A 17,171-nucleotide genomic window follows, 5' to 3' on the forward strand; every position below is an offset into this window, starting at 1 on the left:
CGCTCCCACAAGGGAGCACTGTTGGTTTGTCGATTTGTGTTGTGGTTGACCCAAGGCTTCTGTGATGAAATGCGACCCCACCCTTTATCGCGCCGCGCCGCCATCACTCGCCGTGAAACCCCGCCTGATCCGCCATCTGTTCCTGCCGCCGCTGGTCATTGCGCTGATGATCGGCCTGGGTTACCTCGGTTTCTGGATCAGCGAACACTATGGCGTACGTGGCCTCGCCGAGAATGGCGAACGCCAGTTGGAGCTGCACGCCCGTGCGGTCGAGAGCGAGATCAGCAAGTACACCTACCTGCCCAGCCTGCTGGAGCTTGAATCGAGTGTCTCGCAACTGCTCGACGACCCGACGCCCGAGCATCGCAAGACCGTCAACGAATACCTCGAAGGCCTGAACCGCCGTAGCCGCAGCCGGGCCATCTACGTCATGGACACCACCGGTCGGGTCATGGCCACCAGCAACTGGCGCGATGTCGACAGTTACCTGGGCGAAGACCTGTCCTTCCGCGCCTATTTCCAGAACGCCGTACGCGGCCAGCCGGGACGGTTCTACGGCATTGGCAGCACCAATGGCGAACCCGGCTACTACCTGGCCCATGGCCTGGAGCAACAGGGCAAGATCATCGGCGTGGCCGTGGTCAAGGTGCGCCTCGAAGCCATGGAGGAGCGCTGGCAGCGAGCGCGGCTGGAGGCGTTCGTCAGTGATGAGAACGGCATCATCATCCTGTCCAGCGACCCGGCGCGACGGCTCAAGTCGGTGCGGCCCCTGAGCGACGAGACCAAGGAGCGCCTGGCCCGCAGCCTGCAATATTACTGGTTCCCGCTCAATGAACTGGTGCCCCTGGCCCGGGAACGCCTGGCCGAAGGCATGGAAAAGCTGACCTTCCCGTCCAACACCGAACTGGTGTCCGACGAGCGCGCCATCAGCTACTTGTCGCAGACTCGGCCCTTGAGCGATACCCCGTGGAATTTCACCCTGCTGACGCCCCTTGAAGACCTGCGTCGCCAGGCGATCAACCAAGGCATCCTGGTGGCCGTGGCCTTCGCCCTGGTGGCGTTCCTGCTGATCGCCTGGAATGAACGGCGCAAGGTCATCGCCACCCGCCTTGCGGCCCGGGAAGCCTTGCAGGAAGCCAACAACCAGCTTGAGCGTCGGATTACCGAACGCACCACCGACCTGCGCGCCAGCAACGAACGGCTCAAGGGCCAGATCCGCGAGCGGCGCCAGGCCGAAGAGACCTTGCGCCGGGCCCAGGACGAACTGGTCCAGGCCGGTAAGCTGGCGGCCATCGGCCAAATGTCCACCAGCATCGCCCATGAGCTCAACCAACCGCTGGCGGCGCTGCGCACCTTGTCTGGCAATACCGTGCGCTTCCTGGAGCGCGGCCAGCTGGACATCGCCAGCACCAACCTCAAGACCATCAACGAATTGATCGACCGCATGGGCCGGATCACCGCCAGCCTGCGCGCCTTCGCCCGGCGCGGCGATGACCAGGGTCGGGCGAGCCTGGGCAAGGCCGTCGAGGCCGCGTTGCAATTGCTGGGCGGACGCCTGGAAAACCTGGACATCCAGATCCACAGCGGTTTCGATGACGTCCAATTGCAAATTGACCAGACCCGCCTGGAACAGATCCTGGTGAACCTGATCGGCAATGCCCTGGACGCGATGCAGACGCAACCCGAGCCGAAACTGTGGCTCGACGGCCAGGCCGCCGACGGCAAATATCGCCTGCGAGTGCGGGACAATGGCCATGGCATCGATCCTGAAGCCCGCAAGCATTTGTTCGAACCGTTCTTCACCACCAAACCTGGCGAACAGGGCCTGGGCCTGGGCCTGACGCTCTCGGCGAGCCTGGCCGCCGCCGCGGGTGGGCATTTGGGCGTCGAGTACCCGCTTGAGCGTGGCACGACGTTTGTCCTCAATCTACCGTTGGTCAGCCTTTTACCTGCCGAGCCGCTATGAACCACGACCTGAGCGTACTGATCGTCGAAGACGACCCCCACGTCCTGCTGGGCTGCCAGCAGGCCCTGAGCCTGGAAGACATTCCCTGCATCGGCGTGGGCAGCGCCGAAGAAGCCCTGGAGCGAGTCGACGATAACTTTGCCGGCATCGTTATCAGCGACATTCGCCTGCCGGGCATCGACGGCTTGGAGTTGCTGACCCGCCTCAAGGCGCGGGACCGTAGCCTGCCAGTGGTGCTGATCACCGGCCACGGCGATATCTCCATGGCCGTGGGTGCCATGCAAAAAGGCGCCTATGACTTCATGGAGAAACCCTTCTCCCCTGAGCGCCTGGTGGACGTCGCCCGCCGCGCCCTGGAGCAGCGCAGCCTGGCCCGCGAAGTGTCATCGCTGCGTCGGCAACTGGCCGAACGCGACTCCCTGGAAGGGCGGATCATTGGCCGCTCGCCGGCCATGCAACACCTGCGCGCGCTGATCGCCAACGTCGCCGACACCTCGGCCAACGTCCTGATCGAAGGCGAAACCGGCACCGGCAAGGAACTGGTCGCCCGCTGCCTGCATGATTTCAGTCGGCGCCACGACAAGCAGTTCGTCGCGCTGAACTGCGGCGGCCTGCCGGAGAACCTGTTCGAAAGCGAGATTTTCGGTCACGAGGCCAATGCCTTCACCGGTGCAGGCAAACGCCGGATCGGCAAGATCGAGCACGCCGATGGCGGCACGCTGTTTCTCGATGAAGTGGAAAGCATGCCCCTGCCCTTGCAGATCAAGTTGCTGCGCGTGTTGCAGGAACGCACCCTCGAACGCCTGGGCTCGAACCAGAGCGTGGCGGTGGATTGCCGGGTGATCGCCGCCACCAAGTCCGACCTGGACGAAATGGGCCGGGTCGGGCAGTTTCGCAGCGACCTGTATTACCGCCTCAACGTGGTGACCCTGGAACTGCCGCCCCTGCGCGAGCGGCGCGAAGACATCCTGCAACTGTTCGAGCATTTTCTTCAGCAGTCGTCCCTGCGCTTCGACCGCACGGTGCCGGAGCTGGACAACCAGACCCTGTCGAACCTGATGAGCCACGACTGGCCAGGCAACGTGCGCGAACTGCGCAACGTCGCCGAGCGCTACGCCCTGGGCCTGCCGGCGTTCAAGCGCTCCGGCGCCAGCGGCGGCAACCAGGGCCTGGCCTTCGCCGAAGCGGTGGAAGCTTTCGAGCGCAACCTGCTGGTGGACGCCCTGCAACGCAGCGGTGGCAACCTGACCCAGGCCAGCCAGGAACTGGGCATGGCCAAGACCACGTTGTTCGACAAAGTCAAAAAATATGGCCTGAGCCATTAACCGGATGGTGAACGTGTGGACCTGATTTTCAAGGCGGCGCTGGGTGCGGCCGTGGTGGTCATCCTGGCGATGCTGGCCAAGACCAAGAATTACTACATCGCCGGGCTGGTGCCGCTGTTCCCCACCTTTGCCCTGATTGCCCACTACATCGTCGGCAAAGGCCGCTCGGTGGACGATCTGAAGACCACCATCGTGTTTGGCATGTGGTCGATCATTCCGTACTTCGTCTATCTCGCAACGCTGTACGTGATGGTCGACCGGATGCGCCTCGAAGCCTCATTGGCCGTGGCAGCCGTCGCCTGGCTGATGGCGGCGACGGTGCTGGTCAGCGTTTGGGTACGGCTTCACGCCTGATCCCTGTGATCAATAGCCGACGGTAAACCGCGTCCGCGAAAACTGCGGCGTTTCCACTTCATCGATCATCGCAATGGCGTAGTCGGCAAAGCTGATCCAGCTGCGCCCGGTGTCATCGAACAGCAGGTGGTCCTTGCCAACACGGAATCGCCCGGTGCGCTCGGTTTCGACGAACTCCGCCGAAGGCGAGAGGAAGGTCCAGTCCAGGTCCTGTTCCTTGCGCAGCACATCCAGGAACAATGCACCGGCACTGGCTTCGGCCAAGTACTCCTCCGGAAAACCGTCGCTGTCGATCACCCGGCTGTTATCCGGCAGCAACAACGAACCGGCCCCGCCGACCACCAGCAAGCGCTTGACCCCGGCGGCTTTCACCGGTGCGATGACCTTGTCGGCCGGCACACTGGCAAAGTGCGCAGCGCTGATCACCACGTCATGCCCGTCGATGGCGGCGATCAACGCCTCGCTGTCCAATACGTCCAACTGCTTGCTGACCACCCCGGCCCTTTCGCCGATTTTCGCGGTGTTGCGGGCAATGGCCGTCACGCTGTGACCACGGCGCAGGGCCTCTTCCAACAGTTGGCTACCCGCACGCCCGGTGGCGCCGATGATTGCGATTTTGCTCATGGTGTTCTCCATTGATTACACAAAGATGCTATTGAAGCGGTTGCTTGAATATTTCCAAGTGACAGAACCTTCGTGGCTTGAAATGAAGCCCTTGTGGCGAGGGAGCTTGCTCCCGCTCGGCTGCGCAGCAGTCGCAAAAATGCTCATGCGGTGTGCCAGGTAGAACTCATTGGCTGGTATTGGGGCCGCTGCGCAGCCCAGCGGGAGCAAGCTCCCTCGCCACAAAAGCTCATCAGCCCAGCCTCATCGCTGCTTCAATACCTCACCACTTCATCTCGCCCTTCGCCACCTTGGCACTGAGCTCCAGGGAGCTGTCTTCACCCAGGTCTGGATAGCGTAGTTTCATGGCGCGGATCAGCGCGGCGGAATCCTTGGCCTTGGCGGTTTCTTCGTCGAAAGCCTTGATGTAACCGGCGGTGAAGCGCACCGGGGCCAGGGAACGGGCGCTGTCACCCAGGTAATGACCCGGAATCACCGTGCTCGGTTGCAGTTGTTCAATGTTGGCGAGGGTCGCCAGCCAATCCTTGTGAGACTGCGGCGTCTGGGTATCGGCCATCCACACGTGAATGTTCTCGGCCACCACCACACCGCCAACCACCGCCTTGATCGATGGAATCCACACGAAACTGCGGTCCGGTTGCGGACCATCGAGGCCGACGACCTGCAAGCGCTGGCCTTCCAGGGTCAGGCTGTCGCCCTTGAGCACCTGAGGCACGATAGCTTTGGTCGGCGCATCGCTCTTCAGGATCGGCCCCCAGTATTTCAGCTTGCCGTCCATGGTGTGCTTGATGTGCTCGACGGTCGGCGCCGAGGCCAGCACCTTGGCCTCCGGGAACGCGGCGGTGAGGGTTTCCAGACCAAAATAGTAGTCTGGATCGCCATGGCTGATGTAGATCGTGGTCAATCGCTTGCCACTGGCGCGGATTTTTTCCACCACCTGGGCGGCCTGGGATTTGCCGAACTGGGCGTCCACCAAAATCGCCTCTTTTTCACCGCTGACCAACACCGACGTCACCGGGAAAACCGCCGTCGCGCCAGGGTTGTAGACGTCGAGCGTCAAGTTGGCGGCCCAGCTCTGGGCAGTGAAGGCCAAGGCGGCGGTTGTCAGCAGCAGGCGCTTGAGTGGGATAAAGCCGGTCATGGTGTGCTCCGTTGTCCAAAAACCCGTCAGGGGAATGGGACTGAGCTTAGTTGCCTGACTCGTTACAAAAAATGCGATGCTGGGACATAGTTTGTTTCTGAAAGCGGGCAAATCATGGATCGTCTACAAGCAATGCGGGTGTTCGTCACGGTGGTCGACCTGGGCAGCCAGTCGGCGGCGGCCGAGCATCTGGACCTCTCGCGGCCGGTGGTGTCGCGCTACCTGGCAGAGCTGGAAGATTGGGTCGGTGCCCGGCTGATGCACCGCACCACCCGCAAGCTGAGCCTGACGGCCGCAGGTTCCGAGATCCTGCCGCGCTGCCGGCAGATGCTGGAGCTGTCCGGCGACATGCAAGCGGCCGTCAGCCCCCCGGACGACGCACCACGGGGCATGCTGCGCATCAGCGCCAGCACCTCGTTCGGCCAGGCCCAACTGGCGAGTGCCATGGCCGAATACGTCAAGCGCTACCCCGGGGTGAGCGTCGACCTGCAGATGCTCGACCGCACCGTCAACCTGGTGGACGAACGCATCGACCTGGCGATCCGCATGAGCAACGACCTGGACCCGAACCTGATCGCCCGTCGCCTGACCGTCTGCCGTTCGGTGATCTGCGCCTCGCCGCGGTACCTGCATGAGCACTCCACACCGCTGCGCGTGGAAGACCTGAGCCGGCACAACTGCCTGACCCACTCCTACGTCGGCAAGAGCCTGTGGCATTTCGAACAGGACGGCGAACAGGTCTCGGTGCCGGTGCAAGGCAACATCAGCGCCAACGAAGCCAGCACCTTGCTTCAGACCACGATAGCCGGCGCAGGCGTGGCGATGCTGCCCAGCTACCAGGCCGGCGCCCACATCAAGAACGGCGAACTGATCCGCCTGCTGCCTCATGCCGAACCGCGCCGGATGAACATGTACGCGGTGTATGCCTCACGCAAGCACATGCCGTCGGCGCTGCGCAGCCTGCTGGATTTCCTGGTGCTGAAGTTTCCCGAGACACCTGGTTGGGATGCGGGGCTCTAAACAGTATTGGCCACAATGAAGTTCCCCTGTGGGAGCGAGCCTGCTCGCGATAGCGGTGTGACAGCCAATAAAGATGTTGTCTGATCCACCGCTATCGCGAGCAGGCTCGCTCCCACAATAAGTCCGGTGTATTTCTTTACTCACCCGCCAGGATTTCACCAACAGCCCGCCCCAAGGCATACTGGCCACCCTCCGCATTCCAGAACCCAAAACCGCCCCATGCGTATCCACGTCAGTTTCATCGACCGCGTCGGCATCACCCAGGAAGTCCTGGCCCTGCTCGGTGGGCGCAATCTCAACCTGGATGCGGTGGAGATGGTGCCGCCCAACGTCTACATCGACGCCCCGACCCTCAGCCCGCAAGTGCTCGACGAGTTGCGCGAGGCGCTGTTCAGCGTGCAAGGCGTGCAGGCGGTCACCGTGGTGGACATCCTGCCGGGCCAGCGTCGGCACTTGCAGCTCGATGCCTTGCTCGCCGCCATGACCGACCCGGTGCTGGCCTTGGACAGCGTGGGCAAGGTGTTGCTGGCCAACCCGGCGCTGATCGCCCTGTACGGTCGTGAACCGGCCGGGGAAAGCGTGGCCGAGCTGTTCAGTGACGAGGCATTGCTCGGCGCCCTGCTGGAGAACGGTTTCCGCCTGCCGTTGCGGGAGGTCACCCTCAACGGCCAGACCTTGCTGCTGGACGCCACCCCCATCACCGACGCCGGCGCGCTGCTGACGCTGTATCAGCCCAATCGCATCGGTGAACGACTGTCGGCTCTGCACCATGACCACGCCGAAGGTTTCGACGCGCTGCTCGGCGAGTCCCCGGCGATCCGCACCCTCAAGGCCCGGGCCCAGCGGGTCGCGGCCCTGGATGCACCGCTACTGATCCAGGGCGAAACCGGCACCGGCAAGGAACTGGTGGCCCGGGCTTGCCATGCCATCAGCGCCCGTCACAGCGCACCGTTCCTGGCCCTGAACTGCGCCGCGCTGCCGGAGAACCTGGCGGAAAGCGAGCTGTTCGGCTACGCCCCCGGCGCCTTCACCGGGGCGCAACGGGGCGGCAAGCCCGGGTTGATGGAGCTGGCGAACCAGGGCACGGTCTTCCTCGATGAAATCGGCGAGATGTCGCCGTACCTGCAAGCCAAGCTGCTGCGCTTCTTGAACGATGGCAGCTTCCGCCGGGTGGGCGGCGACCGGGAAGTCAAGGTCAATGTGCGGATCCTCAGCGCCACCCACCGCAACCTGGAAAAAATGGTCAGCGAAGGCTCGTTCCGCGAAGACCTGTTCTATCGCCTGAACGTGCTCAATGTCGAAGTCCCGCCACTGCGTGAACGCGGCCAGGACATCCTCCTGCTGGCGCGCTACTTCATGCAGCAGGCCTGCGCGCAGATCCAGCGCCCGGTCTGCCGCCTGGCCCCCGGTACCTACCCGGCGCTGCTGGGCAACCGCTGGCCGGGCAATGTGCGGCAATTGCAGAACGTGATCTTTCGCGCCGCCGCCATCTGCGAAAGCAGCCTGGTGGATATCGGCGACCTGGACATCGCCGGCACCTCCGTGGCGCGCCAGGGCGATGTGGAAGTCGAAAGCCTGGAACAGGCGGTGGAAACCTTCGAGAAGCACCTGCTCGAAAGCCTCTACACCAACTACCCCTCCACCCGTCAGTTGGCCAGCCGCCTGCAAACCTCCCATACGGCGATTGCCCATCGGTTGCGCAAGTACGGGATTTCCAACAAGCCATAAGCCCGCCACAGTCCCCTGTGGGAGCGAGCTTGCTCGCGATGACTGTCCGACAGTGACAGAAATGTTGACTGATACTGCGCTATCGCGAGCAAGCTCGCTCCCACAGAGGCTATGCAGCGCATCCAAAAACGACCTCCACCTGTACTGAAAGCGCTACAGTGGAACGATATCGCTACGACCTGCGCTAACCTGCACTGCGCAAGGCTTTGATCCCACAACGATTTTTTCCAGGCGTCCAGCTGTAGCGATTTCGCTACAGCCAAGCCGATCCAGGTCTCGACAAAACCATTCAACTTATTGATATATAAGCCATTAATGACATTGGCCGCATTCTTGCTATGGATATAGCCATTCGGCCGGGCCAAGCCCCGCGCCTTTCTTCGCGTCCACCAGACGAATCTGGCCCCAGGAGTTTCCATGAGCGAGTTGCGTTTCACTGAAGATCACGAATGGCTGCGCACCGAAGCCGACGGCAGCGTCACCGTAGGCATTACCGCTTTTGCGCAGAACGCGTTGGGCGATGTGGTTTTTGTGCAACTGCCTGAACTGCAGTCCTACGACAAAGGCGCCGAAGCCTCCACCGTAGAGTCGGTCAAGGCCGCCAGCGGGGTGTACATGCCCTTGGACGGTGAAGTGCTCGAAGTGAACGACAAACTCGACGGAAGTCCGGAACTGGTCAACGAAGATCCGATGGGCGAAGGCTGGTTCTTCCGCTTTAAACCGACCGACGCCGACGCAGTGGCTAAGCTGTTGGATCAAGACGCCTACGATCGCCTGATCAAAGCCAACGCCGAAGCCTGAGGAGCGCACCATGACCGTTAATCTCGGCACCGCCAACGAATTCATCGCCCGCCACATCGGCCCGCGTGCAAGTGACGAGCAAGCCATGCTCGAGCGCCTGGGCTTCGACTCCCTGGAAGCCCTGAGCGCCAGCGTCATCCCGGAAAGCATCAAGGGCACCAGCGTGCTGGACATGGGCGACGGCCAGAGCGAAGCCGACGCACTGGCCTCGATCAAAGCCATCGCCGGCAAAAACCAGCTGTTCAAGACCTACATCGGCCAGGGCTACTACAACTGCCACACGCCGGCACCGATCCTGCGCAACCTGCTGGAAAACCCGGCCTGGTACACCGCCTACACCCCGTATCAGCCAGAAATTTCCCAAGGCCGTCTCGAAGCGCTGTTGAACTTCCAGACCCTGATCAGCGACCTCACCGGCCTGCCGATCGCCAACGCCTCTTTGCTCGACGAAGCCACCGCTGCCGCCGAAGCCATGACCTTCTGCAAGCGCCTGAGCAAGAACAAGGGCAGCAACGCCTTCTTCGCCTCCGTGCACAGCCACCCGCAAACCCTCGACGTGCTGCGCACCCGTGCCGAGCCCTTGGGCATCAACGTGGTGGTGGGCGATGAGCGCGAACTGAGCGACGTCAGCGGTTTCTTCGGCGCACTGCTGCAATACCCGGCCAGCAACGGCGACCTGTTCGACTACCGCGAACTGACCGAACGCTTCCACGCCGCCAACGCCCTGGTGGCCGTTGCCGCGGACCTGCTGGCCCTGACGCTGCTGACCCCGCCGGGTGAATTCGGCGCCGACGTCGCCATTGGCAGCGCCCAGCGCTTCGGCGTGCCCCTGGGCTTCGGCGGCCCGCACGCGGCCTATTTCTCCACCAAGGACGCCTTCAAGCGCGACATGCCAGGCCGTCTGGTCGGCGTTTCCGTGGACCGTTTCGGCAAGCCGGCCCTGCGCCTGGCGATGCAGACCCGCGAGCAACACATCCGCCGCGAGAAAGCCACGAGCAACATCTGCACCGCCCAGGTGCTGCTGGCCAACATCGCCAGCATGTACGCCGTGTACCACGGACCCAAGGGCCTGGTACAAATTGCCAATCGCATCCATCACCTGACCGCGATCCTCGCCAAGGGCCTGGGCGCGCTGGGCCTGAGCGTCGAGCAAGAGAGCTTCTTCGACACCCTGACCCTGCGCACCGGTGCGCAAACCGCCGCCCTGCACGACAAGGCCCGCGCCCAACGCATCAACCTGCGCGTCGTGGACGCTGAACGCCTGGGCCTGTCCTTGGACGAGACCACCAGCCAGGCTGATGTCGAAGCACTGTGGAGCCTGCTGGCCGACGGCAAGGCCCTGCCGGACTTCGCGACCCTGGCCGCCAGCGTGCAAAGCCGCATCCCGGCCGAGCTGGTACGCCAGTCGGCGATCCTCAGCCACCCGGTGTTCAACCGCTACCATTCCGAAACCGAGCTGATGCGCTACCTGCGCAAGCTCGCCGACAAGGACCTGGCCCTGGATCGCACCATGATCCCGCTGGGTTCCTGCACCATGAAACTCAACGCCGCCAGTGAAATGATCCCGGTGACCTGGGCCGAGTTCGGAGCCCTGCACCCGTTCGCCCCCGCCGAGCAAAGCGCCGGCTACCAGCAACTGACCGATGAGCTGGAAGCCATGCTCTGCGCCGCCACCGGTTATGACGCGGTGTCGCTGCAACCCAACGCCGGTTCCCAGGGCGAATACGCCGGCCTGCTGGCGATCCGTGCCTACCACCAGAGCCGTGGCGAAGACCGCCGCGACATCTGCCTGATCCCGTCCTCGGCCCACGGCACCAACCCGGCCACCGCCAACATGGCCGGCATGCGCGTGGTCGTGACCGCCTGCGATGCCCGTGGCAACGTCGACATCGAAGACCTGCGGGCCAAGGCCATCGAGCACCGCGAACACCTCGCCGCGCTGATGATCACCTACCCGTCCACCCACGGTGTGTTCGAAGAAGGCATCCGCGAAATCTGCGGCATCATTCATGACAACGGCGGCCAGGTGTACATCGACGGCGCCAACATGAACGCCATGGTCGGCCTCTGCGCCCCGGGCAAGTTCGGCGGCGACGTGTCGCACCTGAACCTGCACAAGACTTTCTGCATCCCTCACGGCGGCGGCGGCCCGGGCGTCGGCCCGATTGGCGTCAAGTCGCACCTGGCGCCGTTCCTGCCGGGCCATGCCAACATGGCGCGCAAGGAAGGCGCGGTGTGCGCGGCGCCGTTCGGCAGCGCGAGCATCCTGCCGATCACCTGGATGTACATCCGCATGATGGGCGGCGCGGGCCTCAAGCGTGCCTCGCAACTGGCGATCCTCAACGCCAACTACATCGCCCGGCGCCTGGAAGAGCACTACCCGGTGCTCTACTCCGGCAGCAACGGCCTGGTGGCCCACGAGTGCATCCTCGATTTGCGTCCGCTCAAGGACAGCAGCGGCATCAGTGTCGATGACGTGGCCAAGCGCCTGATCGACTTCGGTTTCCACGCCCCGACCATGTCGTTCCCAGTGGCCGGCACGTTGATGATCGAGCCGACCGAAAGCGAATCCATGGAAGAGCTGGACCGCTTCTGCGACGCCATGATCTGCATCCGCGAAGAAATCCGCGCGGTGGAAAACGGCAGCCTGGACAAAGACGACAACCCGCTGAAGAACGCCCCGCACACTGCGGCGGAGCTGGTCGGCGAGTGGACTCACCCCTACAGCCGCGAACAGGCGGTGTACCCGGTGGCGTCGTTGATCGATGGCAAGTACTGGCCGCCAGTGGGCCGGGTCGACAACGTGTTCGGCGACCGCAACCTGGTCTGCGCCTGTCCGTCGATCGAAAGCTACGCTTGACCTGTGAGGGGGCGGGCTTGCTCGCCCTCTCAACAACACCGCATATCCCCTTGTGGGAGCGGGCTTGCTCGCGAAGGCGGTGTGTCAGCCAAGTAAATATCGACTGGCATACCGCCTTCGCGAGCAAGCCCGCTCCCACATTGGATCTACGCCAAACTCATATTCGTCGATCCCCATAAAAAGAAACCGGAGAAACACCATGTCGTTAAGCGTGTTCGACCTGTTCAAGATCGGCATCGGCCCTTCCAGCTCCCATACGGTCGGCCCGATGCGTGCCGCTGCCCGTTTCGCCGAAGGGCTGCGTCGTGATGACCTGCTCAATGTCACCACCAGCGTCAAAGTCGAGCTCTACGGTTCGCTCGGGGCCACCGGCAAGGGCCACGGCAGTGACAAGGCCGTGCTGCTGGGCCTGGAAGGTGAGCACCCCGACACCGTGGACACCGAAACGGTGAACGCCCGGCTCCAGGAGATCCGCAGCAACGGTCGCCTGAATCTGCTCGGCGAACACGCCATCGAATTCAATGAAAAGCTGCACTTGGCGATGATCCGCAAGCCGCTGGCCTTTCACCCCAACGGCATGATTTTCCGCGCCTTCGATGCAGCGGGTCTGCAAGTGCGCAGCCGCGAGTACTATTCGGTCGGTGGCGGCTTTGTCGTGGATGAAGACGCCGCCGGCGCCGACCGCATCGTCGAAGACGCCACGCCCCTGACCTTCCCGTTCAAGAGCGCCAAGGACCTGCTGGGGCATTGCACCACCTATGGCCTGTCCATCAGCCAGGTGATGCTGACCAACGAAAGCGCCTGGCGCCCCGAAGCCGAGACCCGCGCCGGCCTGCTGAAAATCTGGCAGGTGATGCAGGATTGCGTGGCGGCCGGCTGTCGCAACGAAGGGATTCTGCCGGGCGGGCTGAAGGTCAAGCGAAGGGCTGCGGCGTTGCACCGCCAGTTGTGCAAGAACCCCGAAGCCGCATTGCGCGACCCGCTGTCAGTGCTGGACTGGGTCAACCTGTATGCCTTGGCGGTCAACGAAGAAAACGCCTATGGCGGGCGCGTCGTCACCGCGCCGACCAACGGGGCGGCAGGCATCGTCCCGGCCGTGCTGCATTACTACATGCGCTTCATCCCCGGTGCCAACGAGGATGGCGTGGTGCGCTTCCTGCTGACCGCCGCCGCCATCGGCATCCTGTACAAGGAAAACGCCTCCATCTCCGGCGCCGAAGTCGGCTGCCAGGGTGAAGTGGGCGTGGCCTGTTCCATGGCCGCCGGAGCCCTGTGCGAAGTGCTCGGCGGCAGCGTGCAGCAAGTGGAAAACGCCGCCGAGATCGGCATGGAACACAACCTCGGCCTGACCTGCGACCCGATTGGCGGCCTGGTGCAGGTGCCGTGCATCGAACGCAATGCCATGGGCTCGGTGAAAGCCATCAACGCGGTGCGCATGGCCATGCGCGGCGATGGGCATCACTTCGTCTCGCTCGACAAAGTCATCCGCACCATGCGCCAAACGGGCGCCGACATGAAAAGCAAATACAAGGAGACCGCCCGCGGCGGTCTGGCGGTCAACATCATCGAATGCTGACGCGCGCCATTCTCATTTTCCAGGAGTCGATATGTCCACCGAACCACTGTTGAAAACCCCGCTGCACGCCCTGCACCTCGAACTCGGCGCCCGCATGGTGCCATTCGCCGGCTACGACATGCCGGTGCAGTACCCACTGGGCGTGATGAAGGAACACCAGCACACCCGCGATCAGGCCGGGTTGTTCGACGTGTCCCACATGGGCCAGATCCGCCTGACCGGCGCAGGCGCTGCCAAGGCCTTGGAAACCCTGGTGCCGGTGGACATCATCGACCTGCCGGTGGGCATGCAGCGCTACGCCATGTTCACCAACGAGAACGGCGGCATCCTTGATGACCTGATGGTCGCCAACCTGGGCAATGACGAACTGTTCCTGGTGGTCAACGCCGCCTGCAAGGACCAGGACCTGGCTCACCTGCAGGCCCACATTGGCGCGCAGTGCAGCATCGAGCCGCTGTTCGAAGCCCGTGCCCTGCTCGCCCTGCAAGGCCCGGCCGCCGTCACCGTGCTCGCCCGCCTGGCGCCGGACGTGGCGAAGATGACCTTCATGCAGTTCCAGCGCGTCACGCTATTGGGCGTGGACTGCTTTGTCAGCCGTTCGGGCTACACCGGTGAAGACGGTTTCGAAATCTCCGTACCCGCCGCCGACGCGGAAAAGCTCGCCCGCGCCTTGCTGGCCGAGCCGGAAGTCGCGGCCATCGGCCTTGGCGCCCGTGACTCCCTGCGCCTGGAAGCCGGCCTGTGCCTGTATGGCCACGACATGAACACCGAGACGACACCGATCGAAGCCAGCCTGCTGTGGGCCATTTCCAAAGTGCGCCGTGCCGATGGCGCTCGCGCCGGTGGTTTCCCTGGCGCTGAGCGCGTGTTCGCCCAACAACAGGGCGGCGTGAAGCGCAAACGCGTCGGTCTGCTGCCCCAGGAACGCACACCGGTGCGTGAAGGCGCGGAGATCGTCAACGAAGCCGGCGAGATCATCGGCTCTGTGTGCAGCGGCGGTTTCGGCCCCACCTTGGGCGCTCCGCTGGCGATGGGTTATCTGGACAATGCCTATGTAGCGCTGGATACGCCGGTCTGGGCCATTGTGCGTGGGAAAAAGGTGCCTTTGCTTGTAAGCAAAATGCCATTCGTTCCACAGCGCTACTACCGCGGCTGATTGGTTGTTTCTATAAGTAACGCGGTTGCGTTATACGTGCACTAATGTGTCACGCAACCGCCATAAAAGGGTGCATATCTTTAGACACTCAACCGACCTTATAACGATCGTAAACAATTGAACTAGCCTATCGAATAAGCCCTGTTCCGCAAGCGGCGTAAATGCTGGCAAGCTGAGCAAATACGGGGCCTTGCGGGGGGGTTGTTTTTTTATTCGAAGTTGGCGTAGAGTTTGGTCACTGTGTTTGCATGGGTCGCTTGGAATCGTGACCTGGGCAGTAGCTTATGAAGTTCGCTACATCCCGTTCGACGTCTCTTACTTTCCTGCAACCCAGCCCCAGTACTCTTTCATGCGAAAGAGGCTGTCATCAATTTTAGCGTCAAAGGAAATAAGAAAATGTCTCAACGTCAGAGCGGTACCGTCAAGTGGTTCAACGACGAAAAGGGTTTTGGTTTTATCACGCCTGAAAGCGGTCCGGACCTGTTCGTGCACTTCCGCGCCATCCAGGGCAACGGCTTCAAGAGCCTGAAAGAAGGCCAGAAAGTCACTTTCGTTGCCGTGCAAGGCCAGAAAGGCATGCAGGCTGACGAGGTTCAAGCCGAAGCCTAAGGCTTTCGCATACTAAAAAGCCCCTGATTGATATCAGGGGCTTTTTTATGGGCGTAAATCCGTAAAATGGCTTCTTTTTTGTTTGAGGCCGTCATGTCGAAACACTTGCTCACGCCCCAGGGCGACTTCCCCCCCGCCGGCCTGGGCCGTCGCCTGGCGGCGATGTTTTATGACTTCTTGCTGTGCACGGCGCTGCTGATCGTCACCAGCGGCGCCTACAAGATGATCCAGATGGCGATCATCGGCGAGGAAAAAATGCGCGCCCTGACCGAAGCCGGCGCGCTGGACGGCGACCCGCTGCTGTCCACCGTGCTGCTGTTCGTGCTGTTCGGTTTCTTCGCCAAGTTCTGGACCCACAACGGCCAGACCCTGGGCATGCAGGTGTGGTGCATCCGCGTACAGAACGCCGATGGCACGGCCATCAGCCTGTGGCAGGCGCTGTTGCGGTTCGTGGTGTCGATCGCGTCACTGCTGCTGGTGGGGCTGGGCTTCATCTGGGCGCTGTTCGACAAGCGCCAGCGCAGCTGGCATGACATCTACTCGGATACGCAGTTGGTGCGGATTCCCAAGAAGACCAAGTGACACCCTGAATTGAAGCAGTACCTGTGGCGAGGGAGCTTGCTCCCGCTCGGCTGCGAAGCAGCCGCAAAAAGGCCCATGGGTATGCCAGGGACCATCGGTTTGCCGGTATTTGGGGCTGCTTCGCAGCCCAGCGGGAGCAAGCTCCCTCGCCACAAAAGCTTCATAGGCCTGAAGACCGTCTACATCCTAAAGACCGTCTACATCCTAAAGACCTTCTACAACCTCAAGGCTTCAAGCATTCCCCGCCAACTTCATCCGCGCCGCCTGGGTGAAGTCCAGCATGCGCTTGAGCGGGCGAATCGCCTGAGGAATCAGCGCCGGGTCGACGAAGATCTCGTTGGTGCCTTCCTGCAAGCTCTTGAGCGTGCGCTCCAGGGTGTTCATCGCCATCCACGGGCAATGTGCGCAACTGCGGCACGCCGCGCCGTTACCGGCGGTAGGGGCTTCGATGAAGACCTTGTCCGGGCACAGCTGCTGCATCTTGTAGAAAATGCCCCGGTCGGTGGCGACGATCAGCGTCTTGTTCGGCAGGGTCTGGGCCGCGGCGATCAATTGGCTGGTAGAGCCCACCGCGTCGGCCAGTTCAATCACCGCCGTCGGCGACTCCGGATGCACCAGGATCGCGGCGTCCGGGTACAGCGCCTTCATGTCTTCCAACTGCTTGGACTTGAACTCTTCGTGGACGATGCAGGCACCGTCCCAGAGCAGCATGTCGGCGCCGGTCTTGCGCTGGATGTAAGTACCCAGGTGCTTGTCAGGCCCCCAGATGATCGTCTCGCCGTTGTCCATCAGGCTCTCGACGATTTCCAGCGCGCAACTGGACGTCACCACCCAGTCAGCCCGGGCCTTGACCGCCGCCGAGGTGTTGGCATAAACCACCACGGTGCGCTCCGGATGCTGGTCGCAGAACGCCGAGAACTCGTCCACCGGGCAGCCCAGATCCAGGGAGCAGGTCGCTTCCAGGGTGGGCATCAATACGCGTTTTTCGGGGTTGAGGATCTTGGCGGTCTCGCCCATGAACTTGACCCCGGCCACCACCACGGTCTTGGCCGGGTGGGCATTGCCGAAGCGGGCCATTTCCAGGGAGTCGGACACGCAACCACCGGTCTCTTCGGCCAGGGCCTGGATGATCGGGTCGCAGTAGAAGTGCGCGACCAGCACCGCGTCCTGAGCCTTGAGCTCGGCGGCGATGGCGGCGCGGTACCAGGCTTCTTGCTCGGCGGTCAGCGGCTTGGGCTGCTTGGCGTCGAGGTGAGCCTGGACCAGAAGGCGTTCGGAAATTTGCGTCATGTTCGCAAGACCTGCAAGCGCGTTTAGCGCGAAAGTCGAGTATACACCCGGCTCCGGACCACTCGGGTACCGCCGGGAAAGTGGGTATCAATCAGGCACGGGACAGCGTGAAGCCGGCAAGGCTACAGAATATCCCGCC

At 62.7% G+C, this 17,171-nt stretch carries 14 protein-coding genes; 11 read left to right on the forward strand and 3 right to left on the reverse strand.

Features of this window, described 5'->3' with window-relative positions:
• Positions 1 to 64: 64 nt before the first annotated feature.
• Genes aauS through AC515T_RS22470 form a run of 3 tightly spaced genes read left to right on the forward strand, consistent with a single transcriptional unit; the run spans position 65 to position 3,645 of the window.
• Positions 65 to 1,966: a two-component sensor histidine kinase AauS gene (aauS, locus tag AC515T_RS22460; protein ID WP_496530070.1), complete on the forward strand. Its 1,902-nt coding sequence runs from the start codon at positions 65 to 67 to the stop codon at positions 1,964 to 1,966.
• Positions 1,963 to 3,291, forward strand: a complete 1,329-nt coding sequence (gene aauR, locus AC515T_RS22465; RefSeq protein WP_496530071.1) for a two-component response regulator AauR — start codon at positions 1,963 to 1,965, stop codon at positions 3,289 to 3,291. Before aauS ends, aauR begins: the two co-directional genes overlap by 4 nt.
• A gap of 24 nt (positions 3,292 to 3,315) precedes the next feature.
• On the forward strand, positions 3,316 to 3,645 hold the full coding sequence (locus AC515T_RS22470; protein WP_163006902.1) for a GlpM family protein: 330 nt from the start codon (positions 3,316 to 3,318) through the stop codon (positions 3,643 to 3,645).
• A 9-nt stretch (positions 3,646 to 3,654) separates the two neighbouring features.
• Here AC515T_RS22470 and AC515T_RS22475 read toward each other — a convergent pair whose 3' ends face one another.
• Both AC515T_RS22475 and AC515T_RS22480 read right to left on the reverse strand, forming a co-directional pair.
• Positions 3,655 to 4,269 (reverse strand): NAD(P)-dependent oxidoreductase, encoded by a 615-nt coding sequence (locus tag AC515T_RS22475; protein ID WP_496530072.1) that lies wholly within the window; start codon positions 4,267 to 4,269, stop codon positions 3,655 to 3,657.
• A 262-nt stretch (positions 4,270 to 4,531) separates the two neighbouring features.
• Positions 4,532 to 5,410, reverse strand: coding sequence for an MBL fold metallo-hydrolase (locus tag AC515T_RS22480; RefSeq protein ID WP_496530073.1), 879 nt, complete (start codon positions 5,408 to 5,410; stop codon positions 4,532 to 4,534).
• A 114-nt stretch (positions 5,411 to 5,524) separates the two neighbouring features.
• Between AC515T_RS22480 and AC515T_RS22485 the strand changes: the two genes are divergently transcribed.
• The 8 genes from AC515T_RS22485 (at position 5,525) to AC515T_RS22520 (ending at position 15,742) form a co-directional block, all read left to right on the forward strand.
• Positions 5,525 to 6,430 carry a LysR family transcriptional regulator gene (locus tag AC515T_RS22485; RefSeq protein ID WP_496530074.1) on the forward strand — a complete coding sequence of 302 codons (906 nt, stop codon included), beginning with the start codon at positions 5,525 to 5,527 and terminating at the stop codon, positions 6,428 to 6,430.
• Positions 6,431 to 6,649: 219 nt separating this feature from the next.
• A complete protein-coding gene (gene gcsR / locus AC515T_RS22490; protein ID WP_496530075.1) occupies positions 6,650 to 8,158 on the forward strand; it encodes a transcriptional regulator GcsR in 1,509 nt (502 codons plus the stop codon).
• A gap of 417 nt (positions 8,159 to 8,575) precedes the next feature.
• Positions 8,576 to 8,959, forward strand: coding sequence for a glycine cleavage system protein GcvH (gene gcvH / locus AC515T_RS22495; RefSeq protein ID WP_496530076.1), 384 nt, complete (start codon positions 8,576 to 8,578; stop codon positions 8,957 to 8,959).
• Between the two features lie 10 nt (positions 8,960 to 8,969).
• A complete protein-coding gene (gcvP, locus tag AC515T_RS22500; protein ID WP_496530077.1) occupies positions 8,970 to 11,819 on the forward strand; it encodes an aminomethyl-transferring glycine dehydrogenase in 2,850 nt (949 codons plus the stop codon).
• A gap of 199 nt (positions 11,820 to 12,018) precedes the next feature.
• The gene (locus tag AC515T_RS22505; RefSeq protein WP_496530078.1) at positions 12,019 to 13,395 is read left to right on the forward strand and encodes an L-serine ammonia-lyase; all 1,377 of its coding nucleotides are present in this window, start codon (positions 12,019 to 12,021) and stop codon (positions 13,393 to 13,395) included.
• Positions 13,396 to 13,426: 31 nt separating this feature from the next.
• Entirely contained in the window at positions 13,427 to 14,551 is a 1,125-nt protein-coding gene (gcvT, locus tag AC515T_RS22510) for a glycine cleavage system aminomethyltransferase GcvT (protein WP_496530079.1), read from the forward strand.
• A gap of 396 nt (positions 14,552 to 14,947) precedes the next feature.
• Positions 14,948 to 15,160 carry a cold-shock protein gene (locus AC515T_RS22515; protein WP_003175786.1) on the forward strand — a complete coding sequence of 71 codons (213 nt, stop codon included), beginning with the start codon at positions 14,948 to 14,950 and terminating at the stop codon, positions 15,158 to 15,160.
• Between the two features lie 93 nt (positions 15,161 to 15,253).
• The gene (locus AC515T_RS22520) at positions 15,254 to 15,742 is read left to right on the forward strand and encodes an RDD family protein (protein ID WP_186706344.1); all 489 of its coding nucleotides are present in this window, start codon (positions 15,254 to 15,256) and stop codon (positions 15,740 to 15,742) included.
• Between the two features lie 231 nt (positions 15,743 to 15,973).
• On the opposite strand, the gene nadA is transcribed toward AC515T_RS22520, so the two are convergent.
• Positions 15,974 to 17,032: a quinolinate synthase NadA gene (nadA, locus tag AC515T_RS22525; RefSeq protein WP_496530080.1), complete on the reverse strand. Its 1,059-nt coding sequence runs from the start codon at positions 17,030 to 17,032 to the stop codon at positions 15,974 to 15,976.
• Positions 17,033 to 17,171: the final 139 nt, after the last annotated feature.

Source organism: Pseudomonas sp. FSO-7 (genome assembly GCF_059579345.1).